We start from the raw sequence: 24,405 nt of genomic DNA, 5'->3' as shown, positions 1-24,405 counted from the left end.
ATGAAGAGGAGAACAGAAACCATCGTCGCCCTCCTCTTCGGGGCGCTCCTCCTCGCCGCGGTCCTGGCCGCCCCTCCGGAGGGGGGAGGCACCGCAGAGACACCGGTGCCGACACCGGCACAGACGACGCTCCCCTCGCCGACAACGCCGGCGACCGGCGAAGTCTTCAGGTACACCTCGGACGACTTCGAGAACAGGACTTTCACCGTCCCGGTGGACCTGACGACGCCGCCGATGGAGATCGCGTACACCGTGCAGCCGCGGCTGGTCGCCCGGACAGGGGACACATCCCGCCTCTCCCCGTCGCCTGACTCCTGGTTCGTCGTCAGGGTCTACAACGGCGAGGGCGACATCGTCGCGGAGAACGGGTATGGCCTGCCGGCAGGAGAGAAGGGGTCTTTCGCCCGGAACGAGAAGGGAGGCATGACGATCTATGCGGCAGGGCGGTACACCGTCGACGTCAGGTTCAACGAGATGATCGTGGATGTCGTCGCCACGCTGGGGAGATGAGACGGGATCAGATCCCGCCCCGTCTCCTCTTCCAGACTTCGAGGAGGCCGAAGCACCCGGTGAGCATCATGTCGCCGAAGGGTGCCGCCGGGTACGCGTCGGGCAGGAGACACGTCCTGTTCGGACCGGTGACGGCGACCGGGGTTCTGCCCGTCGCCTCCCTGACCGCGGCGCCGTGCCCGCCGTCCTCGAAGATCTCCTGGTTCGTCAGGGTGCCCTCCTGGAGTTTCCTGATGTACACCCCGAGTTTTTCCGGGTCGAGAGAGGAGGTGTGGTGCTCGAAGATGCCAGAGACGCGGCCGCCCTTCAGGGTGAAGGCGAGGGTGTGGCCGTTGCCGGCATTCACGAGAGTGACACCTGTCCTCGCCATCTCCGCGACCCGCGGGTCGAGGAGGGTGCCGATCGCCGCCACCGGTCCGGTGTCGGTGACGAGGGCGCCAGGGGCGCTTTCGAGGACCGCCCGCATTCGGGACATCGAGGGGTGCGGCGGGTCCGGGGCAAGGGCGAAGAGGTCCCAGTCACCCTTCTCCAGCAGGTCCAGGAAGACCGCAAAGCGGTGGACGCGGTTGGAGGTCTTCGGCGCGAAACCGTGGTCCTGCACCGCGATCGCGATCCTTTCCGGGTACGGCACGCCGAAGAGGGAGAGGGCCGACCGGAGTTCTTTCTCCATGTAGTCGGCGGTCCGCACCGTCACCGCGTCTGCCGGCGCCGTGTCGGTAATGCCGACACCGAGCGCCCGCACGCGGGCCGGGTCGTCGTGGATGGTGAGCGCGGCCGCAGGGGTGGCGCTGACAGGGACGCCGGCGGCAAGGGCCTTCTGCACCGCCATGACGGTCCCGCCGCCGCCCATGCACCTGCCTTCCAGGTGGACCGGACGGCCCGAGCGTGCGGCCTCGCGGATGGCGGTGCCGACAACGACCGTCGGGGAGGGGAGGACGAGTTTAACCGAATTCTCGACCGGTTGACCGGGGTCGTACAGGATGACGTCCTGCGTCCCGCGGCCCACGTCGATCGCAAGAATGCGGCGGTCGCTCACCTTTATACCCCCAGTTTCCCCTTTGTCAGCGGTTCGCCGTGGTACTCCCGGAAGCGCTTCAGGGAGACGGTCAGGTCGCGGGTGAAGGCGAAGTAGCCGATCTGGGTCTTCCGGCAGAGGTTCATCGCCATGTCATAGAGACCGCGGGGGTCGGGCCGCGCCTCGCCGAGCCAGATATGGAAGATGTTGCCGCCGTCGACGATCGGGAAGAAGACGTGCTCGATCTCCATCCTCTTCGTGAGGGGGACGTCTGCGCCCGGCGCGACATGGGTGCCGTTCGTGTAGTAGACCGGAAGGTCGCGGGTGTTCCCGCACTCGGCCACCGCGGTCTCGACGTCGCCCTGCATCACCGCAAGGGCCGCCTCGCGGAAGTGGTCGTCGAGCATGTCGGCGACCGCGAAGCGCTGGCCCGTCGTCTCCGCGGGCGTCCGAGCCAGGGCGAGGGTCATCCCGGTCTTCTCCGAGATCTCGCGGGCATGGAGTTCCATCTCGGTCATCGCACGCACGGCGAGTTTGAACGCCTTCTTGCTCTCGTGGATCTGCTGGCCTGTGTGGTGCTGGACCATCTCGTTCACGCCGACGACGCCGATCGTGTAGACCAGGCTGTCGAGGTCGACGGCCACCGCACCCCTCTCGCCGGTGTTCGGGTCTTTCGGCCTCTGCATCGCAAAGGGCATCCGGCCGTTCGTCCGGATCGTCTCCATCCACCGTCTCTTGATCTGGAAGACCTCCGCACCGACGTCCATGAGGGCCTTCAGTTCGGCAAAGAGGCGTTCGTCGTCACCTTCGGCACGGTACGCCGCCCGCGGGCAGTTGACCGAGACGACCTGCCAGGAACCCATCGAGAAATGTTTTGCGTCCCTGAAATAGAGTTTGTCCTCGAAAGAATCGTCCTTCTCTATGGTGGAGGAGAACTGGTAGGCGCAGCACTGGTAGCACGAGATCCCCTTCCCGGCGCCCCTGTAGGGGGGGAGCTGGTTGTCGTAGTACGGGGTGCCGAACTTGGAGGCGAGTTCGAAGGTGAGCAGGTAGAGGTCACGGTATGTGGGCAGGTCGGGGTGCCGCCTGTTGAACTCCTCGTCCTCGTCCATGAAGTCGGGCTCGATGGAGATCTCGGGCTTGGGGAAGGAGAAGGGTTTGCCCCAGTAGTCGCCCTCCAGCATCACCTCAATGAGCGCCTTGAAGAGGAGGCGGACCTCGCGCTCGAACTCGCCATAGGTCCGGAGGGGCGCCTGGGTGCCGTCCCAGACCTTGCCCTTGTACACGCAGGGCTTGTCCCGCCAGAGGGTCGGGACGCCCGGCGAGAGCTGCACCGAGGAGAAGACGAGCTGTCCGCCGCGGGCGACCATCATCTGGGTCATCTCGTAGACGAACATCTGCATCAGCTGTTTCATCTCGCCGTACTCCATCCCCTCGAGGTACGGGGAGAGGAAGGTGAGGAAGTTGTAGTAGCCCTGGCCACCCGCAAAGTTCGTCTGCGCGCTCCCGAGTGCCTTGACCGCGTGAAGGACGGCGACTTCGGCACGCTTTGCCGGGCCGGCGACCGAAGCCTTCGTGCCGTTGCCGTCGGGCATCAGGCCGTAATAGAAGAAGTAACGGAGGTCCCAGTCCTGGCAGTTGTGCACGAGCAGGCCGTCAGAGGCATAGAAGGTGTGGCTCTCTTCCGTTCCGTCCCCGTCCAGGAAGAGGTCATAGACATACTCGCCCGAGGGCGCGACCTCACCTATGGCGACGACCTCCTCGCCGCGGGGCGTGCGGGCGATCGGGTTCACTGCGGCACAGAAGCGGTCGACGTGCTCCTGCCTGTCGTCGAGGAACCTGGCCCATGTGGCAAAGGCCCTGATGTTTGCCGATCCGTTAAGCTGGAGGCGGTAGAGGGTCGTGCGGTCGTCGTCGGCGTAGAGTTCGACGACCTGAGGACGCATGCCAAGCGAGGAGAGGAGGAGAGAGAGTTCCTGCCGCAGGGAGGCCGAGACTGTGGTGTAATTGACGATGCAGTCGGACTTTTCCGGCCTGTAATACGCGGACCCGTCGCCGGTGAAGAGTGCCGAGAGGAACTCCGTAAGAAGGGCGTCGTCCAGGTGCCAGACAAGCCAGGGCAGACGCTTCTTCGTCGCACCCTCGGGAATGGCAAAGACGTACCTGAAGAGGAGCCATCCGAGTTTCCCGCCGAAGGAGACCTGCATCGCCCGGTCATGCTCGACCCTGACGCCATAGATCTCGGTCACGTCGGGCGTGCCGCCTGAAAGGGTCGCATAGCCCCCGAGCACCGCTCTGACATCGGCGACGACCGCCTCAGACTGGTGGTTCTCGGTGATGGCAAGGTTGTAGGTGCTGCCCGGCACGACGTCGTAGTTCCCCTCGGAGACAAAGAGACCGAGGAGACGGCAGAGGGCCGGGGTGACAGGCAGGACGGCCGGGAGGTCGTGCTCGCTGCCGGCGACGCCGACCGTCAGGTCGCCGTAGTCGGCGACGCCGTAGTGGTCGCAGAGTTTCACAAAGACCGCAAGGGGCATGGTGCCGCGGGTGAACCACTCCTTGCGGTGCTCGATGCCGAGGGCGCGGGATATCCCGGTATAACTCCCCTCGGCCTCTGAGAGTTTATCAAAGATGGGGCGTGCACCCCGCACAAAGACTGTCTCCAGGTCTTCGGGGGGTACGGATGCGGAGAGTTCCCGGACCAGGTCGACTGTATCGACGGACTCGCCGCGGAGTGACAATGTCTCGTCAGGGCCATAGAGCAGGTCGCCCTCCTGCACCTCGCCAGCCTTTGTGATCGCAATCGTCCCGTCTGCCAGAACAGGAATCCTGTGCTCCCGCGTGACGCGGAGGGTCTTGCCGGTGGCCGTGCGGATGCGGAGCATCTCGCCCTCCCCGACCAGGCGCCGGGTGACCTTCTGCACAGGCCGGTAGCCCTGCGGGGTGAGGGCGGCGAGGTCGGCCGGGAGATATGCGTCGCCGTCGAGAGGCAGTTCGTCCAGCCGCATCGTCAGGTGCCGCCCGGAGACGCGGAAAGGAACGACCGTGCTCCCGTCGAGACAGAAGGGCCGCGTACCGAAATATTCGAGGTCGTGGACATGGAGGTCGCCCGCGAGGTGGCGGTCGGCGAGTTCAGGCGGGAGCTGGAGGAGGTACTGCTCCTTGGAGATCTTGTCGGCCTTCTTCTTGTGCGAGGTCTCGGCGTTCTCCTGGAGGTTCGCATTGTCGTGGGCCTCGAAACCGCGGCCGACGTCGATGAGATGGGCGTCGAAGACCGGGGTGCCGACGCGTGTGCAGACGTTCCTGTACTGGACCATCCCCTTCTCCAGGAAAGTCATGTTCACGATCTCGCGGATCAGGGGGCCGGAGAGGGAACGGAGGCCCAGTTTCCTGATCCTCTCCTCGACCTCCTTTGCGATCTCCCCGGCCTGCTCGGGCGTCGCCCCGCCGTAGCCGTAGAAGTCCTCGACCAGTTTTGTCTCCTTCTCGATCTGGGCGATGATCTTCGACCTGTCCCACTCGAAGATATGGCCCTCGGACGACCTGACCTTCGGGAGAGGGGGGAGGAAGACACCGTCAAGGGTCGCCTGCCGGGACAGGGAGGACCGGGGACTGTTCTTTCCGGGCATGCCCGAGCCCTGCCTCTTCTGCGTCTCCACCGTCACTCACCCGCGGCAATCCGGTCGACGACGTCCTCCCGCAGAAGGCCCTTCTCGAAGAGGTCGGAAGAGGTGTAAAAATCGTCTTCACCGCACCGCAGAACGGGCGCCTCGTTCACAAAGACGCCGTTCACCCGGAGTTCGGTGAGGGATTCGGCTGAGGACATGTCCTCCTCGACGAAGGGGTAGCCCCGTGCCGTAAGATAGTCCTTCAGGAGTTCGCAGTGCGGACAGCATTCGAGAGTATATACGATGAATTGCGGATAATCAGCCATGAAAACACTCCCACGATCCTGGTTCTGGCGATCGGTTCAGCCCGTATAGTATCGGGATGATCCCATATGGATTGATCCCATAGGAATGGAAGACCTTCACTGTCAGAGAGAATCAAGTTTATGATTTCGTCCGATGGTGCTTTGTAGCATGGTTGCGATATAGTGGAGATACTATGGTGCGGGCTTTTGTCGCGATCGAACTCTCTGACGAGGTCAGGGAGAGCCTGCGCGCGGCGCAGGACCGGCTCCGCATGAGCACGGCCAGGCTGAGCCTGGTGAACCCGGCGCTGGCGCACATCACGCTCAAGTTCCTCGGCGAGGTGGAAGAGGAGCGGATCGGGGCCGTGGAGGACGCCCTGCGCGGCGTGCGGGGGAGGTCGTACGCCCTGACGGTCGGCGGTGTCGGTGGGAACAACCCCAGGCGGCCGCGGGTCGTCTGGTGTGCGGTGGACGACGGCGGAGAGACCGCACGTCTTGCCAATACGGTCGAAAAGGCTCTCGGTCCTCTCGGTTTCCCGCGGGAGAAGCGGGCCTTCACGCCCCATGTCACCCTGGCGCGGGTGAAGGAGTTCGATCCGTCCCTGCTCGAATCGGTCCAGGACCTTGCCGCGACCGGCATGGGCACCTGCACGATCGACCGTATCGCCCTGAAAAAATCGACCCTGACGCCGAAAGGCCCGGTCTACGAGACACTTCTGGAGGTGCCTCTCGGTGAGGAATGAGGTCGAGGAGAGTGTGCTCGCCCGGATCAGGCCCATGCCGGGCGAGGAAGATGAGATCCTCGGCATCGCTGAGGAGATCATCGATGCGATCAACAGGTCGGGAAGAGCCGAGGCGATGCTCGTCGGTTCGGTGGCGCGGGGCACGTGGGTGCGGGGCGACCGCGACCTCGACATCTTCATGCTCCACGACCCGGCACTCCCCCGCGAGTACCTGGAGAAGGAGGGGCTCACCCTCGCACGGGATGTCGCAAAAAAGTTCGGGGAGAGCTGGCGGGAGAAGTATGCCGAGCACCCGTACATCAACGCCACGATCCGGGGTCTCGACGTCGACCTGGTCCCCTGCTACAAGGTGGCGAGCGGGGCCGAGATCAGGAGCGCGGTGGACAGGACGCCCTTCCACACCCGGTATATCAGGGAAAGGATCAGGCCGTTTGCCGACGATGTCCTCCTGCTGAAACAGTTCGCGAAGGCCGGCGGGGTCTATGGCTCCGACCAGATGACAGAGGGATTTGCGGGCTATCTCTGCGAACTCCTGGTCCTGCACTATGGCGGCTTCACGCCTCTCGTGACGACGGCGGCGCGGTGGAAGCCAGGACTGTGTATCGATATCGAGCACCACGCGGTGCGCGAGTTCTCCGAGCCGATGATCGTCGTCGACCCGGTGGACCCGAAGAGGAATGTGGCGGCGTCTGTCTCGATCACCCAGATGTTCTCCTTTGTGGAGCTCTGCCGGGGGTACCTGGAGATGCCGTCGGAGACTTTCTTCTTCCCGCCCCGCCGAGAGGCGCTCGACAGTGAGGGCTTTGCCGCCGAATGTACACGGCGGGGGACGAAACTGTACGCGGTCTCGTTCGCGACGCCGCCCTTCATCCCGGACGTCGTCGTCCCGCAACTCCGCCGGAGTCTGGACGGCATCCGTGCCCTCCTCGAACGCTCGGGATTTGTGGTGAACCGGGCCGAGGAGGCGATGGGGGAGGAGAGGTGTATCCTCGTCTTCGAACTTTTCTGCGACGATATGCCGGGGATCGTGCGGCACTTCGGCCCGCCTGTCTGGAGCCGGGAGAATGCGGCGAAGTTCGCCGCGAAGTGGCGTGAAGAGGAGCGGTTCGCCGGGCCGTACATCGAGGACGGCCGTTATGTCGTCGAGATCGCCCGGAAGTACACGCGGGCCGCCGACCTCCTCCGGTCGCCTGAGGTGCTCGGCGTGGGCCTGGGCAAGCACGTCAAGAAGGCGATGGACAACGAGTGGCAGGTGCTCGAAGGGACGGCGTGCTGGGACGAGGAGTTCGCCGCCTTCCTCACGGCGTTCCTCCGGAAGGAGACGGCCCTGACCGGGGTCCTGCGGGGGAGGTCCTGAAAAGGGCGGGGAGAGAATCTTCCGCCCGATAGTTTTCCGGGAACTTTTCTCTTTTTTTCCGGAGCATATCCCAAAACACTCGTTCACTCCCCCCATCTCTGCATGGAGGGATCGGGAGAAAAGATCATGATCGGGTCGATGTCTTCCTGAATTCCCTGAAGAATCGTGCGAAACCACTGCCTTCCCCCACCTCTCTGCCGGGGGACTAACGCCCCCGGACCCCCGAAACGGGATAGGGCCGGGGAAGAGAGACCAGAGATCCTGATGACGGAGATTGCCATCCACCCCCTATCGCAATGAGGGGGGGATCGGGGGGTGAAACCCCCCGGACAGGACGCCAGAACAGGATTTTTCAGAACCGAATGTGAGTCCTTTCATCGGCGTGCATGAAGGTTCGGATCCGTTTTGGGATGACCTCCCGGTTAAAGGGGCGAGACATCGCCGTCTCCCCCATGGCAGAGTTCACGCCATATGCCTCTTCTCATCTCTGACAACTGCAGAGAGTACCAGCGAGAGTACCGAGAGGATAAGCCCGATAGAAATCGTGGAGTGGAACCCGGAAAGGAAGGTTGCGGAGTCAAGGTCGGTGAATGACACCAGACCGTCGGAGGCCGTTATGATGGTGAAGATCGTTGCATACAGGGCTGTTCCGAGTACACCGCCGAGGTAGACGGTGGTGATCATGAGCGAGGAGCCGGTCCCCTCCTCGCCTTCAGGGGCGCATTCGATAATTCTGCTCGATGCAGGCCCGCCGACAATCCCGAAGGCGGCCCCCATCAGGACAAGGGCGAAAAGCAGAGGGACAACTCCTGCTTCAGGGACATATGTGGCGAAGATGCCGTTGAAAACGATGATCACCAGGCACGCGGCGACAACAAACCACCTGCGACCGTACCTGTCAGACAATCTGCCGAACGTGATACCGAGGAGGGCTGTGATCGCCGGGGGAATTAAGAGGTACATGCCGCTCGTTGCCATGGTAAACTCCATTTCCGCGGTGAGGTAGAAGGGCAGGAGGTACAGCACTCCCATATATACGACGTTGACGAGCAGAAATGCGGTCAGGACGGAGGTGAACCGCCATGTGCCGAAGACGCGGATGTTGATGAGGGGCGCTGGCGTCTTCAGTTCCCTGATGATGAAGAGTGATGCAAAAAGCACGCAGAGTGTTGCGCAGACGAGGATCAGCGGGTCGGTTATGCCGAGGGCCATGACTTCCTCGAGCACGAAGATGCCGGAGACCATTGCGCCAAAGAGCGTGGCAGCTCCGGCAAAGTCGAACGGCGTTTTTTCCTCTATCTTGTGGTCCGTGGGGATGACCCTGGAGGCGAAGAGGATGCCGATGATCCCTATCGGGATGTTGATCAGGAAGATCCAGTGCCAGGAGAGGTAATGGGTGAGAATTCCTCCGATGGCGGGGCCTGCGGCAAAGCCGATCGAACTCGCGGCAGTGAGGACGCCAAGAGCGATGCCAAGCATCCGCGGCGGAAGATATCTGACACAGAGGAGCGGCGCAACGGCGGCGATCATGGCGGCACCGGTCCCCTGGACGATCCGTGAGGCAAGGAGGATGGGAAGGGCGGGGGAGAGACCGCAGGCGGCTGATGCGAGGGTGAATATGATGAATCCGCTGATGAAGATCATTTTCATGAGGCCGCGGTCCGCGATCTTTCCGAAGACGAGGAGGAAACCTGCCATCATAAGCAGATAGGTGATGATAACCCAGGCAATTGTCCCGATGTCTGTGTCGAAGTCTGCGGCGATTGTCGGGAGAGCGACGTTCACGATCGAGCCGTCGAGTCCGTCCATAATTGTGCCGAGAGCGACCGCCCCGAGGAGGAGTTTCTGGTGGAGGGGATCGGTGATTACAGATGTCATTCCAGTCTAGGGTGGCGTGGCGAATTTCATATATACTTGGATAAAATCGACATTTACCCACACAGAACAGGATTTATCTCCCCGCATACGCCCTGTCGGGACGGGGAGCGCACCACCAGATTTTCGACCCCGTCATCATTGGTCGTCCCGGAGAGGGAGCCGACCCGCCCCCCTACCCCGTGACCACGCCGTCCAGGAAGTTCCCGAGGATCTGCCGGGAATGCTGATCCATCTCCTCCTCCCATCCCCGTGCATAGGCGACGACGGCGTCGGCGGAAAAGCCCGCTCTCCGGAGGTCGAGGTCGTAGTCGTCGGCCATCGTCTCAAAGGTCCCGACGGTCATCTCCGGGTGGAACTGGAGGCCGTAGGCGTTCCTGAACCTGAAAGCCTGGTTCCTGCAGGACGCCGAGGTGGCAAGGAGGGTCGCCCCGCAGGGGACGGCGAAGGTGTCGCGGTGCCACTCGAGGGTGGGGAAGGACCGCGGCACGCCTGCAAAGAGAGAGTCCTGCCGGCCCTCCCGCGTGAGGGAGAGGGTGTGCACCCCGAACTCGGGGAGAGGTGCACGGGTCACCGGGGCGCCGAGGGCCTTTGCGAGGACCTGGCCCCCGAGACAGAGGCCGAGATAATGGCCGCCCGCACGGACGTGCCCGCGGACCGCACGGTCGAGGTCGGCCAGATAGGGGTGGGTCTCCTCCTCGTAGACGTTCATCGGCCCGCCGAGGACGATCATGACCTCTGCATGGCGGGGAACGGCGTCGCCTTCGTCCATTCTGGCGATGGTGCATTCTAGACCGCACTCTTCGAGGAGGGACAGGAGGAGAGGGCCCGGGCCCTCGCCGCCGATGTGCTGGATAATAACTGCGTCTGTCACGTGGAAAACCTCGATAATCGCACGACCCCGGCAGGGGGAGGCGGCACGATCCCGCCCTACCTCCATACCCCCCGGCGTTAAAAGAGGTTATCGGAGGGCTGCCTCACCCTCCTCTCCGGTCCTGACCCTGACCACCCGTTCGACCGGTATGACGAAGATCTTGCCGTCGCCGATCTGGCCGGTCTTTGCGGCCCCCACGATCACGGTGATGACCTCATCCACCGTCTCGTCGGGGACGACCATCTCGATCCTGGTCTTCGGGAAGAAGTCGACGACATACTCGGCGCCGCGCCACTGCTGCCTGACGCCCTTCTGCTCGCCACGCCCCTTCACCTCGGAGACGGTCATGGAGACCATCCCGATGGCTTCGAGGGCTGCCTTCACATCCTCGAACTTTGTCGGCCTGATGACCGCTTCGATCTTTTTCATCGCTCCGCCTCTGTCGCGGGCTCTGTGGCCACGAAGTTCGGGTACGCCGACATCCCGTGCTCACCGATGTCGAGGCCCTGGAGTTCCTCGGAAGCGGAGACCCGTATGCCCATCGTCACCTTCATGATGCCGAAGAGGATAAGTCCTGTGCCGAAGGCCCAGACGAAGCTGACCGCAACCGAGAGTGCCTGCACGGCGAAGAACCCCACATTGCCGAACAGGAGCCCGGTCACGCCACCGTAGGTACCGTCGGCGAAGAGACCGAGGGCCAGGAGACCCCAGGCACCGTTGAAGCCGTGGACCGCGATCGCACCGACCGGGTCGTCGACATGGAGGACCCAGTCCAGGAACCAGACGCCAACGACCACCAGGAGACCGGCGACGATGCCGATCAGCACCGAGAGCTGTGGGCTTACCCAGGCGCACCCGGCGGTGATGGCGACAAGGCCGCCGATCGCCGCGTTGCCCGACATCGAGACATCAGGTTTGCCGTGCCAGGCCCAGGTGGCAAGCATGGCGGTGACGAGAGACGCTGCCGCAGCCAGTGTGGTGTTTGCTGCAATGACCGAGATTCTGAGGCTGTCGGCAGTGAGTGTCGAACCGCAGTTGAAGCCATACCACCCGAACCAGAGCACGAAGACACCCAGGATGCCCAGGGTCACCGAGTGGCCCGGGATCGCACGGGGCGTCCCGTCCTTTGCATACTTCCCTATGCGAGGACCGAGCAGGAGCGCACCGGCGAGGGCGATCCAGCCGCCGACGGCGTGGACCACGCCCGAACCCGCGAAGTCGAGGGCGCCAAGCCCTGCAAGCCAGCCGCCGCCCCAGATCCAGTGGCCGTAGACCGGATAGATCAGGGCCGTGATCACGGCGCTTGCGATGACGTAGGTCGAGAACTTGCACCTTTCTGAGACTGAACCCGAGACGATCGTGGCGGCGGTCGCCGCAAAGACCATCTGGAAGAACCAGGACTCGATGGTGGTGACATCGTAGGCGTCGCCGAGAAGGAAGAATCCCGACCAGCCGAAGAGCCAGTTCAGGCCTTCCATCGTGCCGTACATGACGGCAAAGCCGACAGCCCAGTAGGCGAGGGCGCCGACGGAGAAGTCCATCAGGTTCTTCATCATGATGTTCGCCGCGTTCTTCGCCCTGGTAAACCCGGTCTCGACCATGGAGAATCCTGCCTGCATGAACATGACCATGAACCCGCAGACGAGGACCCAGATGAAGTCGAGGGCCGTTCCCGGATCCTCCTCAAGAGTCGCCGTCCCGTCTGGGTCCGCGGCCAGGACAGGCATCGCAAAGAACCCCAGAAAGGCGACGACCAGAAGCGCCAGAATGTTTTTTCGCACACACATGGTTTTCACTGCTCCCGTACTCGAGGAGTTGGAACAACATTTCCTTCCTTCACTTATAAATTTAATCCATAGATCGGAGAAACAGCGCCCCGGAACCAGATGGACGGGCATGACAGGAGGGGAAATCACGAATAAAGAAGAGATGTATGGGAATGTAACGCCCATACCGGCCTTATTCCAACATAAAGCCCATATGGAGACTAATTTTCGATTCCTGCCCACTTAAACAGACACAATCGCGATGCGCTCAAAATAATGGGTTTTATGCGAGGGTGCCGCCTCCTCCATGCAGGTTCGAGCGAGCGGAACGGAGAGAAGAGTACGAACCCGACGGGATCAGACCTCGGGAGAGTGTGCGGCCGCAGGAGTATCGGGTGCGCAGCAAGGTTTCAATTGAAAAAATATATTGCCCGACACACCCAGTGACAGATATGCCCCCGCACCGGGGCAGGAGATATCATGGAAGAGCATCACGGACCATTCTGCCAGAGTTGCGGCATGCCGCTGAGGACTCCAGCAGATCCTGGAACAGAAATGGACGGGTCCCCGTCCCACGACTACTGCACCTACTGCTACCAGAAGGGTGCGTTCACCGACCCGGCGATCACAATGGAGGAGATGGCCGCATTCTGCGCCAAGACAATGGCCGACATGGACATCATGCCCCTCGACAAGGCGAAGACGATGATGGACGCCTTCCTCCCCACCCTCAAACGATGGAGGGCCTGAAGACCTACCGGGAAATTTTTTCCAGGGCGCTCTCGATCCTCTCGACCCTCTGTTCCGTCTCCTCCAGGGCCTTTGCGATGCGTTCGAGGTACGTCATCAACCACGCGAGGACGACCAGCATCACCACCAGTGCCGCAAGGTAGTGGAACAACCAGGGGACTGCCTGGATATTGATGGAGAGAAGGCCGCCGACGAGCAGGGCCATACAGCACGCCCCGCAGAAGAGCATCGCAGCCCCGACGAGCAGTGTTGCAACATGACGATATTCCATCGACTCACCTGATGCCTCCGGGACCGGGGGGTATTGCCGGAGGCCCTCTCACCAGAATGGGGGCGTGCGCACCATATTCTTTTCGTGAAGAGATGGAGGAAACCCCATGGTCGGACCGATGTCTCTCCCCTGATCCCATGGAGCGATAGCGCGGACCCCCCACCTTCTCCAAACCACAGACCGGGAGGACTCCGCGATCCTCCGGAAAAAATAGATCCGGGACTGTGCAGGAGATACGATGCGAAACCGCCCTACTCCTGCCGGCCCCGTACCAGTTTCTTCTTTGCCAGGGCCTCGACCTTTGCAATGTCCGCCTCGCCGTCGACGACAAGAAGGCCCGAGGCGACCGCACCGGCGACAAAGCCCCGGCCCGCCTCCGTCCTGACGAGGATGGTCGAGTAGCCCTTCGGACTCCCGACAGCACCGGCCGAGATGTCGGCGTGGACCGCGGCAAAGTCGGTGCAGTGCCGGCACCCCTCCGGGATGCAGCCCTCCAGGTCGGCAAGGGGAACGGTCTCCGTGCCGCCGCCGACACGGGTGACCTCGAGATACCCCTTCACGTCCATGCGGCCGACCTCCCAGGGCTCGATCCCGAGGTCGCCCCGGATCTTCCCCTCCATCAGCGCCGCGTAGTCGAAACTCTCCGTGCAGAAGAGGCCGACAAGCAGGCGGATCGCCCGTGCGTACGGGCCGTGGAGGTCGAAACCGCTCGCCCGTATCAGGGCGACGGCCTCGGCCGCACAGGGCACCGCCACCACCGCCACCCGGCGGTACTTCCGCACGACCACAGCCTCCTTCAGGGCGGCGAGGAGGGGCACCCACCAGTTGTACCGACTCCCTGCCTGGGCGACGAGCGCCTCGCGGTCGGTGATCACCACCGACTGCGGCTTTCTCGTCCAGCGGTCCTCGGAGACCGTGACCACCGCGTCGACCAGGCCCGCCTCAAGGGCGTGGACCAGAATCGCCGTCACCGCGCCGCCGCTCTGTTTGCCCGGCACCGGGAAGGTCGCCCGCGCCGAGACCGCCGAGATATAGTCGCCCAGGGGTTGTGCCGGGTCGGCGCCGTCGCCGACGCGCGGACACGCCAGGTAGCATGCGCCGCACGGCACGCCGTCGCACTCCATCTTGCAGTAACTCGACAACACAGGGTGGCCGTGCGCATTCTCCGGGAACGAGAGCGCGTCGGCCGGGCAGACCGCGATGCAGGCACCGCAGCGTGCACAGCGGCCCGTCTCCCAGACCTCGGCTTCAAGGTCCTTGTAACTCTTTTCCGCCATCTCTCTCACTCCCACGTGTATTTTCCGGCAAAAGGCCTCGTGCCCGCCGGACCGATCCGGGTATAGTCGTCGGCAAGGATGGACTCGGCGTCGGCCCCGAAGTACCGGCAGTACTCCTCGACGAGAGGCCGTATCCGGGCGCGGTCCTCCTCCCCGAAGGGCATCCTGACCGCCCCGACCGCCAGGCAACGGTCCTCCACCTCGCCCCTGATGAAGACCTCGCCGCCGTGGATCCCGCTTGCAAGCCCGCGCTCGGCAAAGGGGCCGACAGCGTTCAGGCGGAGGAGGAGGATCATGCCCCCGGCCATGTACTCGCCCAGGAACGGCCTGGCCTCCCCACCGACGACCAGGTACGGCCTCCTCTCATGATAGGCCTTCATGTGGATCCCGCCGCGGTAGCCGATATCGTCCCTGACAAAGACCTTCCCACCGCGCATCGAGTGGGCGACCGCGTCCCCGGCGCTCCCGTGGATGACGATCGTCCCCGCCTCCATCGTGTTGCCGGGGGCATGGTCGGCATTGCCGTGGACGACGACAGTCGGGCCACGCATGAACATGCCGAGGTCGCCGCCGGCAACCCCGTTGACCGTGATCGTCACCTCGCCCACGAGACCGTCCGCGATAAAGCGCTGGCCCAGGACATTGTCGAGGACGATCTCGGTCTCGCCCGCGGCCACCGCCGCCCTCACCTCTTTGTTCAGGGGCGTGTAGTGCACCCCTGCCGCATCGATATGGGTCGCCATCGTCACGCCCCCACCGTCTTGACGTCCAGCACCTGCAACATCCCCTCGTCGAGCATGTAGCCCCGCAGACGGTCGCGGTTGCCCCGGAGACTCTCGATCGCATTGATGCCCGCCGCCCCCATCAGTTCGGAGACCTCCATCGTCCATGCATGGATGAGGTTGGCCACATGCTCCCCTTCCCGCACCGGGTCGAGGCGGGCGACAAGGTCGGGGCGCTGCGTGGCGATCCCCCAGGGGCAGAGGCCGCGGTAACAGGTGCCGCAGACCCGGCACCCCATTGCCACCAGGGCCGCGGTCCCGATATAGACCGCGTCGGCGCCGAGAGCGATCGCCTTCGTCACGTCGGCGGCGTCCCTGATGCCGCCGCTTGCGATGACCGAGACCTCGTTCCTGATCCCCTGGGACCGGAGTTTCTGGTCGACGGCCGAGATCGCCGCCTCGATGGGGATGCCCACGTGGTCCCGGAAGACCTTCGGGGCCGCGCCCGTCCCGCCGCGGAACCCGTCCACGACGACGGCGTCGGCACCCGACCGCGCTATACCGGCCGCGACCGCCGCGGCGTTGTGGACCGCGGCGATCTTCACGAAGACCGGTTTCTGCCACTCTGTCGCCTCCTTGAGGGAGCGGACGAGTTGAGCGAGGTCTTCGATCGAGTAGATGTCGTGGTGCGGCGCCGGGCTGATCGCGTCGCTCCCCTCAGGGATCATCCGGGTCCGGGAGACGTCCGGGCCGACCTTCTCGCCGGGGAGGTGGCCGCCGATGCCGGGCTTCGCGCCCTGGCCGATCTTGATCTCGATGGCCGCACCCCTGTTGAGGTAGTCGATGTCCACGCCGAAACGACCGGAGGCCACCTGCACGATCAACCGTTTCTGGTACGGGTAGAGGTCAGGGTGCATCCCGCCCTCCCCTGTCCCCATGAAAGTCCCGGCCGTGTGCGCTGCCCGCGCCAGGGCGAGTTGCGCGTTGAGAGAGATCGCCCCGTAACTCATGTGCCCGATCATGATCGGCGTCTCGATCATCAGGTTCGGGGCGATCTTCGTCTCCAGTTCGACGTCCCCGGCCTCCGTCCTCCTGAACGCGAGCTTCGACGGCTTCTTGCCGAGATAGGTCCGCAGTTCCATCGGTTCCCTGAGGGGGTCGATGGAGGGGTTGGTCACCTGGCAGGCGTCGAGGAGGAGACGGTCGAAGATCGAAGGGAGGGGCATCGCATTGCCCATGCCCGCGAGGATGATCCCGCCTGTCCGCGCCTGGTTGTAGATCGCCTCCCTGGCCTCAGGTGTCCAGAGGGGGTGAGACCTGTAGTCCACCGGGTGCTCCACGAGCGTGATCGCGTCCCGCGGGCACATGGCGATGCACCGGTGACAGGCGGTGCAGTTCCGGGAGACGGCGACGATACGGTCGCCCTCCTTCCGGAAGGTCCCGTACGGACAGTTCTCGATGCACCGCCCGCACTCCATGCACCGGTCAGGGTCGATCGTGATCTTGTATCGCAGGGGCACGCTCCCGATCGCCATCAGCGGACCCTCCCGATGACAGGTTCCCCGGCCCGCGGCATCCACACCCGGTCCAGTTCAGGGGCGATCCGCCGTATCGCCGCCTCTTCGGAGGAGATGTACATCCGATCACCCTCCTCCGCGGCGACGAGGGGCCGCAGCTTGATCCGGTCGGTGAAACCGGCGATGCCGTCATGGTTTGCGACGACGATCGCAAAGGGCCCGTTCATCATCGCCGACCCGTAGGCGAGGCGGATGGCGCGGTTGAGTTCCCGCTCCTTTTCGGGCATGCGGTCGATCTCGTCCCAGAAGGGCGGGGCGAGGGCACGCACCACGAGTTCTTCGTCCAGGCCGTGCTTCCGTGCCAGAAGGTCGACGAGATAGGCGACCACCTCGGTGTCGGTGAACATCGTGCACTTATAGCCGTAACTCTCGATGTACCGCCGGTTCGTGCCGTAACTTGTGATCTCGCCGTTGTGGACGACGCTCCAGTCCAGGAGGTTGAAGGGGTGGGCGCCGCCCCACCAGCCGCGGGTGTTGGTCGGGTACCGGTTGTGGGCGAGCCAGATGTAGCCCTTGTAGTCCTGGATGCGGTAGAAGTCGGCGACGTCCTCCGGCCACCCCGCGGCCTTGAAGACCCCGATGTTCTTCCCTGACGAGTAGATCAGCGCCCCCCGCATCGTCGTGTTCACCTTCATCACCAGATAGGTGACGATGTCGTCCTCAGGCGACGGCGTCCCGGTCATGAGGGTGGGGTCTGGCCTGAAGAAGTAGCGCCAGGGAGTATGGATCTTCCTCAGGTGCGCCTGCTCATAGGTCGGGATCTCCTCGTCATGGACGATGGTCCCCCAGGTTTCGAGGAGGGCGTCCACCGGCGCTTTTGTTTCCACGATATTGTCGAAGAAGACATGGATTGCATAGCAGTCGGCGAACTCGGGGTAGACGCCGTAGGCTGCATACCCCGCACCCTCCCCGCTGCCGCGCTCGTCCATCATCGAAAGCGCGTCCCTGATCCGTGCGCCGTCCATCACCGCCCCCGAGCGGTCGACGACGCTGATAATTCCACACATGGTCTACTCCACCACCGTCAGGTATCCTCTGGCGGCGGCTGTCGCAAAATGGTGTACCCATTAGCCATATATACTATTGGGTGGAACCATGTTTCCATTATGCCAGCCGACGAGGTATCAGCACTCCTGGAGAGAATCGAAAGGGATAACGTCAAATTCATCCGCCTGCAATTTTCCGACCTCCTGGGCCAGCCGAAAAACGTGGCCATCCCGCCCGTCCAGGCTGAGAAGGCCCTGACCGATGGGATATCATTCGACGGGTCGTCGATCGAAGGCTTCGCCCGTATCGAGGAGTCCGACATGGTGCTGAAGCCCGACCCGGCGACCTACACCCTCCTGCCCTGGCGGAAGGAAGGGGAGGGTCGGGCGGCCCGTTTCATCTGCGACGTCTACATGCCGAACAAGAAACCTTTCGAGGGCGACCCGCGGTATATCCTCAAGCAGGTCATCGCCGACGCCGCAAAGGACGGGTTCGAGTTCAACACCGGCCCCGAACTCGAATTTTTCCTCTTCAAGATGATCAACGGCAGGCCGTCCCTCGAGTTCCAGGACCGCGGCGGCTACTTCGACCTCGCCCCCACCGACCTTGCGGAGGACGTGCGCCGGGACATTGTCCTCGCCCTGACCGAGATGGGCTTCGTGGTCGAGGCCTCCCACCACGAGGTGGCCGAGAGCCAGCACGAGATCGACTTCAAGTACGGTCCCGCCCTCCAGACCGCCGACAATGTCGTTACCTTCAAGTTCGCCACGAAGACGATCGCCCTCCAGCGCGGCCTCCACGCCACCTTCATGGCGAAGCCCATCTACGGGATCAACGGGAGCGGCATGCACACCAACTGTTCCCTCTTCAAGGACGGCCAGAACGCCTTCTACGATCCCTATGCACCCCTCGAACTCTCGGAGACGGCCCTGCACTTCATCGGCGGCGTCCTGAAGCACGTCCGCGGCATCACCAGGCTTGCGAACCCGACGATCAACTCGTACAAGCGCCTCGTGCCCGGGTACGAGGCCCCGGTCTACATCTCCTGGAGCGCCTCGAACAGGACGGCCCTCTGCCGTGTCCCGGCGCCCCGCGGCAAGTCCACCAGGATGGAACTCCGCAGCCCTGACCCGACCTGCAATCCCTACCTCACCTTTGCCTGCATCCTCGCCGCGGGCATGGACGGCGTGAGGAACAGGATCGAACCGCCCGCGAGTACGAAGCTGAACATCTTCGAACTCACCGAGGCCGAGAGGGAGGAGGCGGGCATCCACACCCTGCCGGGCACTCTCCTCGAAGCGAACCAGTACCTGCTGGAGGACGACCTGCTCTGTAATGTCCTCGGCCGCCACGTCGTCGAGAACATCGACCGGATCACGAAGATGGAGTGGGACTCCTTCAGGACGACGGTCCACCCCTGGGAGATCGACCGGTACTTCTACCAGCACTGAGTCGGCCCCGGAATAACCCTCTTTTTCTGGCATTCCCCGGGAGAGTGCAGGGGCAAGCGGCCCCGCGCTCCCGGCCACGGCACCGACACCATACCATGTGATTTCAGGCCCTATTTTTCTCAAATAATCCCATAAATTCGATCTATCCTCGCCCGGGGTTGTCCCGGCATACCAGAGAGAGATCATGACGGTGCAACGACTTCTACCGGGGGATAAGGTTTATCACGGTGTGTCCTGAAGTTCAACACGTTAAAGAGATTTAACAAACGCAACGACCATATATTAGACCCCATTTTAAGATTTAAACAGCAATCAAAGTTCATCAGTATCTTTTTTCATGATTCAAAACGCACCTCACCACCATACACTTTAAAGAACTGATTGAACCATGTCACAAAGTAAATCACGTTTGAAAAACGATGCGATCATTGCGGTCATTGCCATCGGCCTTCTCTGCCTGATGGCGATGCCCGCGGCCGCAGAAGACACAGGCCTCGAGGCCGCAGTCGACGCCCCGGACCTTGTATGGACGACCGACACCTCCACGAAGGCATGGACGGTCGATACAGAACACGCCGTGACAGGCGGAAGTGCTGCACGGAGCAACCCGGGATTGAGCTTTGGCGACTCGAAAATCGAGACAAAAGTCACCGGTCCTGGTACCCTGAACTTCTCCTGGGATGTCTCGTGTCCCTCAGGCGACTATTACAGGTTCTTTCTTGACGGGACAGAGCAGAAGCAGATCTCAGGCACCGAACAGCCCTGGATAGAGGAGTCGGTCAGGATATCTTCCGGGGAACACACCCTTAGATGGACCTACCACAAGGGCAGCATGGGCGTCAATGGCCAGAATGGTGGCTGGCTCGATGCAGTATCCTTTACCGGGGGCGATTACACCGACTTTTCCGCAAATGTCACTACCGGCATGGTGCCCCTGGCCGTGCAGTTCAACGACCTCTCCACCGGCGGTGTGAGCGGATGGGAGTGGGACTTCGGCGACGGCTCAGGGCACGCCACCACGCAGAACGTCACCCACATCTACGAGAAGGCCGGGACCTATGACGTCTCCCTGACCATCCAGAGGGCCGGAACGCCTGAGACCGAGACGAAGACCGGGTACCTCAACGTCCTCAAGAGCCAGACCCTTGCCGAGGCCGTGGACGCACCCTCCCTCACCCTGACCACGGGCGGCGACGCAGAATGGGCTGTCGAGACCGCCGAGAGTGTCGCCGGCGAGACCAGTGTCAGGAGCGGCCTGCTTGCAAGTTCCCAGTCGACCTGGATAGAGACCACGGTCACCGGAGCCGGGAAACTCTCCTTCGACTGGAAGGTCAAGCCCCAGAAGGTGATGTGGTCCACATACGGCGAACTCGAGTTCGCGGTCGACGGCGCCACCTCCTCGGACGACCTCTATAAGAAGATCAGGACAGACGACGGCTGGCACCGCGAGACCTTCGACCTCGGCGACGGTAAGCACACCCTCAGATGGACCTACTCCACGAAGTCGTCGGACAATCCTGAGAACGGCGGGTGGCTCGACAACCTCACCTTCACCCCGAAGGCAGTTCCCGTCCCCACGAACCTGAAGGAGGCCCTCGACGCCCCGGGCCTCGCATGGGTGAACACAGGCGACAAGGACTGGACAGTCGAGGTCGGTGACGGCATCGGCGGCGGCTGCGCCCGGAGCGGCACGTTCTCCGCTGATGAATGGGAAGTCGGCTTCTCGGACCTGCAGACAGGAGTCACCGGTCCCGGCACCCTGACCTTCTCCTGGAAGGTCTCGTGCGATGAATACAACGAAGCCCTCTATTTTGCCCTCGACGGCAAAGACCAGATGCAGATCGATGGACTGGACGAGACGTGGAAAAACGCGACATTCGAGGTCGGGCCAGGAGAACACGTTCTCACATGGTCATACTGGAAAAACAACTGGAATGACGACGAATCTGACGGCAAGAGTTGCGGCTGGCTCGACAACGTCTCCTACACCCAGCATATCGCCACCGCCTTCACCGCCAGCACCACCGCCGGCGACGCACCCCTGACCGTGCAGTTCACCGACCAGAGCACCGGCGCGATCACCGACCGGCACTGGGACTTCGGCGACGGCACCACCTCCGAGGAGCAGAACCCGGCCCACACCTTTGATGTCGGCACGTACGACATCTCCCTCACCGTTACCAGAGACGGCGTGGAAGACACCGTAACAAAAACCGGATACATCAGATCAGTCGGCGAGGTCAGCCTCGCGGAGTCCGTCGACGCTCCCGACCTCGCATGGACCACCGGCGGCAACGCCACCTGGTCGGTCGTGAAAGGGCCGGAGTATGTCGACTACGCCGCGGCAAAGAGCGCCGGTGCGCTGAACGCAGGCGAGAACTCCTGGGTCCAGACCACTGTCGAAGGCCCCTGTATCCTTTCCTTTGACTGGAAGGTGAACCCCGGCAAAATCTACGGAATGCCGATGGGTAAGTTGGAGTTCGCTGTCGACGATGCAGATCAGTACGACAACCTGTACAAGAAGATTCAGTGGGGCTCAGACTGGTCCCATGAGACGTACAGGATCGGCCACGGCACCCACACCGTCACCTGGACCTACTCCACGTTGATGACCGAGGCCGCGGAGAACGGCGGGTGGCTCGACAATGTCACCTGCACCTACGGCGGCGGCGAACCTGTCGCGGACATCGTCACCAACGTGACCGAGGACCGCGGCATGGCACCCCTGGCCGTCCAGTTTACCGACAACTCCACAGGATTCCCGACCGCATGGGACTGGGACTTCGGCGACGGCAAAACCTCTGTTGAACAGAACCCGACCCACGTCTACGAGAACGCGGGCGAATACCCGGTCACCCTGACGGTCACCAACATCGTCGGGAAGGACACCGACGGCAGGGCCGTCCTCGGCACCGACACGGTGACGAAGACGGTGAAAGTCATCGAGCCCATCGCCCTCAGCACAGCGGTCGACGCCTCTGACCTTGTCTGGACGACCGGCGGCGACGCCGACTGGTCCACCGATATCTACTGCTTCCTGAAGGGCGGGAGTTCCGCGAGGAGCGGCGTCATCTCATCCAGCAGCAACACTTCCTGGATCGAGGCGACGGTCACCGGCCCGGGCGTCCTCACTTTCAACTGGAACATCAACTCCAGCTCCTTCACCTACGACGGGCAGCTGGCGTTCTCGACCGACGGCAGATCCCTGAACAGCATCAAGGGTACCAGAGAGGGCACGTCCTGGCCCGGCGTGTACTATGAAGTCCCGCCCGGCGAACACGCCCTCAGGTGGACCTACACCAACGAGTATTATTTCTCCCCCGAACACTGCGGCCACCTCGACAACGTCACCTACACCTACGGCGCCATCCAGCCGACGGCCGCCTTCAAGGCCAATGTGACGCGGGCGATGGCCCCGGCGACGGTGCAATTCAACGACACCTCGGCAGGGTGCCCGACCGCGTGGTCCTGGGTCTTCGGCGACGGCGCAACATCAGACGAGCAGAACCCTGTCCACACCTTCGAGGAGGTCAGAGAGTACACTGTCACCCTGACGGTCACCAACGACGCCGGCACCAGCACCGCGACAGAGACCGTAACGACCGTTCCCTTCGCCACCCTTCCTGAGGCCGTCGAGGCACCCGACCTCGATTGGTCCACCGGCGGGAACGCACCCTGGTTCGTCGACGTCGACTGCGTCCACACCGGCACCACCTCGGGACGGAGCGGCGCCATCGGCGAAAACCAGCAGTCATGGCTCCAGGCAAACATCACCGGCCCCGGCTACCTCACCTTTGCATGGAACGTCTCCTCTGAACCCAGTTATGACTACCTGAGGTTCCTCATTGACGGTGAAGAGGAGAAGAAAATCTGCAGTTTCCCCAGAAACTGGTCTGAAGAGGGGTACAGGCTCGGGTTCGGCACGCATGCCGTCAGGTGGGTGTATGAGAAGGGTTCTGGTGAGGGCATGATGAAAGACTGCGGGTGGCTTGACAACGTCACCTTCACGCCCGTCGACGACACCGACTTTGTCGGCAACGTGACGCGGGGCGAGGTCCCGCTCACCGTGGACTTCACCGGGTACACGACCGGCACCGCGACCCACTGGGCCTGGGACTTCGGCGACGGGGCGTCGGCAGTCGGCCGGAACCAGACGCACACCTACACCAGACCCGGCGTCTACAATGTCACCCTCATCGTGCAGAAGGACACCGCCCCTGACGGGCAGATGGAGGTCAAGAACGGCTACATCACCGTCACCCCGACCTTCGAAGAGGCCCTCGACGCAGAAGGCCTCGCCTGGACGACAGGCGGCGACGCCTCCTGGTTCGTCGACGTAAACGAGACCTACATCCACGGCAGCTGCGGCCACACCGGTGCTATCAAACGCAGCCAGCAGTCATGGATCGAAACCACCGTCACCGGTCCGAAGAACCTCACCTTCGACTGGCAGGTCTCCTCCTATGACAGTGACTCGATGAAGTACTCCGACGTCCTCGCCTTCTCCGTCGACGGCGAGATGCAGGAGGAGATCGCAGGCAAGGACGACGGCTGGCAGGATATGCACTACACCCTGGAGAAGGGCGAGCACACCCTCCGGTGGACGTACGAGAAGCGTGCGTACACCTCTGGAGGGGATGACTGCGGCTGGCTCGACAATGTCACCTTCACCGATATCGCACCGGTGATCTCGTTCGCCCCGCTCAAAACAACCGTTGCCGCCGGGACAGAGCGTGAGGTCGCCATCGTCGCCGACCATCTCCCTGACGGCCTGAAAAATGTCAGCCTCACGGTCAGCCTTGAAGGAACGAACGCCATGATCACCGGCGTCGACTTTGCCTTCCTTGCGGGCGCATACGGGGGGTCGGGCGTACCCGGCACCACCATCACCTTCGACGCGACCGACGACGGCAACACCGTCGAAGCAGGTGCGGAGAACGTCGTCCTCGCCACCCTGAAGATCAGGGGCCTCACCGACGGTACGGCCGGGATCACGGCCAGAGACGTCGTGGTCTACGCGGACAACGGCGAAGAGACGGCCGTGATCTGCAGACCGGGCGTCATCGACGTCGTCGGCCTCTCGCCCCTCCCCGGTGGCGTCGGCATCCCGGGCGACGGTGACGGCGACGGCCTCTTCGAGGACGTGAACGGCGACGGTACCCTGGACTTCGGCGATATCAGCGCCTACTTCGAACACTTCGAGACCATCACCTCGCAGAAGAACTCCCGGGTCTTCGATTACAACGGTAACGGCAGGATCGACTTCGACGACGTCGTGACCGTTCACCGGTACATGGAGACCGACAGAACATGAGAC

At 63.0% G+C, this 24,405-nt stretch carries 18 protein-coding genes; 6 read left to right on the top strand and 12 right to left on the bottom strand.

From position 1 onward, the window contains the following. Nucleotides 1–510 (top strand): hypothetical protein, encoded by a 510-nt coding sequence (locus MEFOE_RS04760; protein WP_067049060.1) that lies wholly within the window; start codon nucleotides 1–3, stop codon nucleotides 508–510. A 7-nt stretch (nucleotides 511–517) separates the two neighbouring features. Here the strand turns inward: MEFOE_RS04760 and MEFOE_RS04755 are convergent, their stop codons facing one another. From MEFOE_RS04755 to MEFOE_RS04745, 3 genes are read right to left on the bottom strand one after another with little or no spacing between them, the layout of a single operon-like run. Beyond that, nucleotides 518–1,546 (bottom strand): DUF1786 domain-containing protein, encoded by a 1,029-nt coding sequence (locus MEFOE_RS04755; protein WP_067049057.1) that lies wholly within the window; start codon nucleotides 1,544–1,546, stop codon nucleotides 518–520. Between the two features lie 2 nt (nucleotides 1,547–1,548). Continuing rightward, nucleotides 1,549–5,154, bottom strand: coding sequence for an anaerobic ribonucleoside-triphosphate reductase (gene nrdD / locus MEFOE_RS04750; protein ID WP_067052973.1), 3,606 nt, complete (start codon nucleotides 5,152–5,154; stop codon nucleotides 1,549–1,551). A 32-nt stretch (nucleotides 5,155–5,186) separates the two neighbouring features. Further along, nucleotides 5,187–5,459: a thioredoxin domain-containing protein gene (locus MEFOE_RS04745; RefSeq protein WP_067049054.1), complete on the bottom strand. Its 273-nt coding sequence runs from the start codon at nucleotides 5,457–5,459 to the stop codon at nucleotides 5,187–5,189. Nucleotides 5,460–5,632: 173 nt separating this feature from the next. On the opposite strand from MEFOE_RS04745, the gene thpR reads away from it, so the two are divergent. Together thpR and cca are read left to right on the top strand one after the other, a co-directional pair. Beyond that, the gene (gene thpR / locus MEFOE_RS04740) at nucleotides 5,633–6,181 is read left to right on the top strand and encodes an RNA 2',3'-cyclic phosphodiesterase (RefSeq protein WP_067049051.1); all 549 of its coding nucleotides are present in this window, start codon (nucleotides 5,633–5,635) and stop codon (nucleotides 6,179–6,181) included. Then, complete coding sequence (cca, locus tag MEFOE_RS04735; RefSeq protein WP_328585439.1) at nucleotides 6,171–7,538, top strand: CCA tRNA nucleotidyltransferase; 1,368 nt, start codon at nucleotides 6,171–6,173, stop codon at nucleotides 7,536–7,538. Before thpR ends, cca begins: the two co-directional genes overlap by 11 nt. Nucleotides 7,539–8,000: 462 nt before the next feature. Here cca and MEFOE_RS04730 read toward each other — a convergent pair whose 3' ends face one another. The 4 genes from MEFOE_RS04730 to MEFOE_RS04715 form a co-directional block, all read right to left on the bottom strand. Then, on the bottom strand, nucleotides 8,001–9,416 hold the full coding sequence (locus MEFOE_RS04730; RefSeq protein WP_067049047.1) for an MFS transporter: 1,416 nt from the start codon (nucleotides 9,414–9,416) through the stop codon (nucleotides 8,001–8,003). 172 nt (nucleotides 9,417–9,588) lie between these two features. Further along, complete coding sequence (locus MEFOE_RS04725) at nucleotides 9,589–10,287, bottom strand: type 1 glutamine amidotransferase (RefSeq protein ID WP_067049044.1); 699 nt, start codon at nucleotides 10,285–10,287, stop codon at nucleotides 9,589–9,591. An 87-nt stretch (nucleotides 10,288–10,374) separates the two neighbouring features. Beyond that, nucleotides 10,375–10,716 carry a P-II family nitrogen regulator gene (locus tag MEFOE_RS04720; protein WP_067049041.1) on the bottom strand — a complete coding sequence of 114 codons (342 nt, stop codon included), beginning with the start codon at nucleotides 10,714–10,716 and terminating at the stop codon, nucleotides 10,375–10,377. Then, nucleotides 10,713–12,074, bottom strand: coding sequence for an ammonium transporter (locus MEFOE_RS04715; RefSeq protein ID WP_067049038.1), 1,362 nt, complete (start codon nucleotides 12,072–12,074; stop codon nucleotides 10,713–10,715). Before MEFOE_RS04715 ends, MEFOE_RS04720 begins: the two co-directional genes overlap by 4 nt. A gap of 459 nt (nucleotides 12,075–12,533) precedes the next feature. On the opposite strand from MEFOE_RS04715, the gene MEFOE_RS04705 reads away from it, so the two are divergent. Beyond that, entirely contained in the window at nucleotides 12,534–12,803 is a 270-nt protein-coding gene (locus MEFOE_RS04705; protein ID WP_067049032.1) for a zinc ribbon domain-containing protein, read from the top strand. A gap of 4 nt (nucleotides 12,804–12,807) precedes the next feature. On the opposite strand, the gene MEFOE_RS04700 is transcribed toward MEFOE_RS04705, so the two are convergent. The 5 genes from MEFOE_RS04700 to MEFOE_RS04680 all read right to left on the bottom strand — a co-directional run bounded on the left by MEFOE_RS04700 (nucleotide 12,808) and on the right by MEFOE_RS04680 (nucleotide 17,657). After that, nucleotides 12,808–13,074, bottom strand: a complete 267-nt coding sequence (locus MEFOE_RS04700; protein ID WP_153015871.1) for a hypothetical protein — start codon at nucleotides 13,072–13,074, stop codon at nucleotides 12,808–12,810. Nucleotides 13,075–13,325: 251 nt separating this feature from the next. Then, entirely contained in the window at nucleotides 13,326–14,351 is a 1,026-nt protein-coding gene (locus MEFOE_RS04695) for a Coenzyme F420 hydrogenase/dehydrogenase, beta subunit C-terminal domain (protein ID WP_067049026.1), read from the bottom strand. A gap of 5 nt (nucleotides 14,352–14,356) precedes the next feature. Next, nucleotides 14,357–15,094: a GltB/FmdC/FwdC-like GXGXG domain-containing protein gene (locus tag MEFOE_RS04690; protein ID WP_067049023.1), complete on the bottom strand. Its 738-nt coding sequence runs from the start codon at nucleotides 15,092–15,094 to the stop codon at nucleotides 14,357–14,359. 2 nt (nucleotides 15,095–15,096) lie between these two features. Beyond that, nucleotides 15,097–16,608 (bottom strand): glutamate synthase-related protein, encoded by a 1,512-nt coding sequence (locus MEFOE_RS04685; RefSeq protein ID WP_067049020.1) that lies wholly within the window; start codon nucleotides 16,606–16,608, stop codon nucleotides 15,097–15,099. Next, nucleotides 16,608–17,657: a class II glutamine amidotransferase gene (locus MEFOE_RS04680; RefSeq protein ID WP_067049017.1), complete on the bottom strand. Its 1,050-nt coding sequence runs from the start codon at nucleotides 17,655–17,657 to the stop codon at nucleotides 16,608–16,610. Before MEFOE_RS04680 ends, MEFOE_RS04685 begins: the two co-directional genes overlap by 1 nt. Before the next feature lie 99 nt (nucleotides 17,658–17,756). On the opposite strand from MEFOE_RS04680, the gene glnA reads away from it, so the two are divergent. After that, entirely contained in the window at nucleotides 17,757–19,088 is a 1,332-nt protein-coding gene (glnA, locus tag MEFOE_RS04675) for a type I glutamate--ammonia ligase (RefSeq protein ID WP_067049014.1), read from the top strand. A 388-nt stretch (nucleotides 19,089–19,476) separates the two neighbouring features. Then, nucleotides 19,477–24,402: a PKD domain-containing protein gene (locus MEFOE_RS14370; RefSeq protein WP_083523340.1), complete on the top strand. Its 4,926-nt coding sequence runs from the start codon at nucleotides 19,477–19,479 to the stop codon at nucleotides 24,400–24,402. The last annotated feature ends 3 nt before the right edge of the window (nucleotides 24,403–24,405 follow it).

Source organism: Methanofollis ethanolicus (genome assembly GCF_001571385.1).
Classification (GTDB): Archaea; Halobacteriota; Methanomicrobia; order Methanomicrobiales; family Methanofollaceae; genus Methanofollis; species Methanofollis ethanolicus.
The sequence above is the reverse complement of the archived record's forward strand: the minus strand, read 5'-3'. Positions and strand labels throughout refer to the sequence as shown.

Coding starts and splice junctions, on each gene's coding strand:
- MEFOE_RS04705 (WP_067049032.1), top strand. CDS start 12,534: ATGGAAGAGCATCACGGACCATTCTGCCAGAGTTGCGGCATGCCGCTG.
- MEFOE_RS04690 (WP_067049023.1), bottom strand. CDS start 15,094: ATGGCGACCCATATCGATGCGGCAGGGGTGCACTACACGCCCCTGAAC.
- MEFOE_RS04730 (WP_067049047.1), bottom strand. CDS start 9,416: ATGACATCTGTAATCACCGATCCCCTCCACCAGAAACTCCTCCTCGGG.
- MEFOE_RS04720 (WP_067049041.1), bottom strand. CDS start 10,716: ATGAAAAAGATCGAAGCGGTCATCAGGCCGACAAAGTTCGAGGATGTG.
- thpR (WP_067049051.1), top strand. CDS start 5,633: ATGGTGCGGGCTTTTGTCGCGATCGAACTCTCTGACGAGGTCAGGGAG.
- MEFOE_RS04680 (WP_067049017.1), bottom strand. CDS start 17,657: ATGTGTGGAATTATCAGCGTCGTCGACCGCTCGGGGGCGGTGATGGAC.
- MEFOE_RS04695 (WP_067049026.1), bottom strand. CDS start 14,351: ATGGCGGAAAAGAGTTACAAGGACCTTGAAGCCGAGGTCTGGGAGACG.
- glnA (WP_067049014.1), top strand. CDS start 17,757: ATGCCAGCCGACGAGGTATCAGCACTCCTGGAGAGAATCGAAAGGGAT.
- MEFOE_RS04745 (WP_067049054.1), bottom strand. CDS start 5,459: ATGGCTGATTATCCGCAATTCATCGTATATACTCTCGAATGCTGTCCG.
- MEFOE_RS04685 (WP_067049020.1), bottom strand. CDS start 16,608: ATGGCGATCGGGAGCGTGCCCCTGCGATACAAGATCACGATCGACCCT.
- MEFOE_RS04760 (WP_067049060.1), top strand. CDS start 1: ATGAAGAGGAGAACAGAAACCATCGTCGCCCTCCTCTTCGGGGCGCTC.
- MEFOE_RS14370 (WP_083523340.1), top strand. CDS start 19,477: ATGTCACAAAGTAAATCACGTTTGAAAAACGATGCGATCATTGCGGTC.
- MEFOE_RS04715 (WP_067049038.1), bottom strand. CDS start 12,074: ATGTGTGTGCGAAAAAACATTCTGGCGCTTCTGGTCGTCGCCTTTCTG.
- MEFOE_RS04700 (WP_153015871.1), bottom strand. CDS start 13,074: ATGGAATATCGTCATGTTGCAACACTGCTCGTCGGGGCTGCGATGCTC.
- nrdD (WP_067052973.1), bottom strand. CDS start 5,154: ATGCCCGGAAAGAACAGTCCCCGGTCCTCCCTGTCCCGGCAGGCGACC.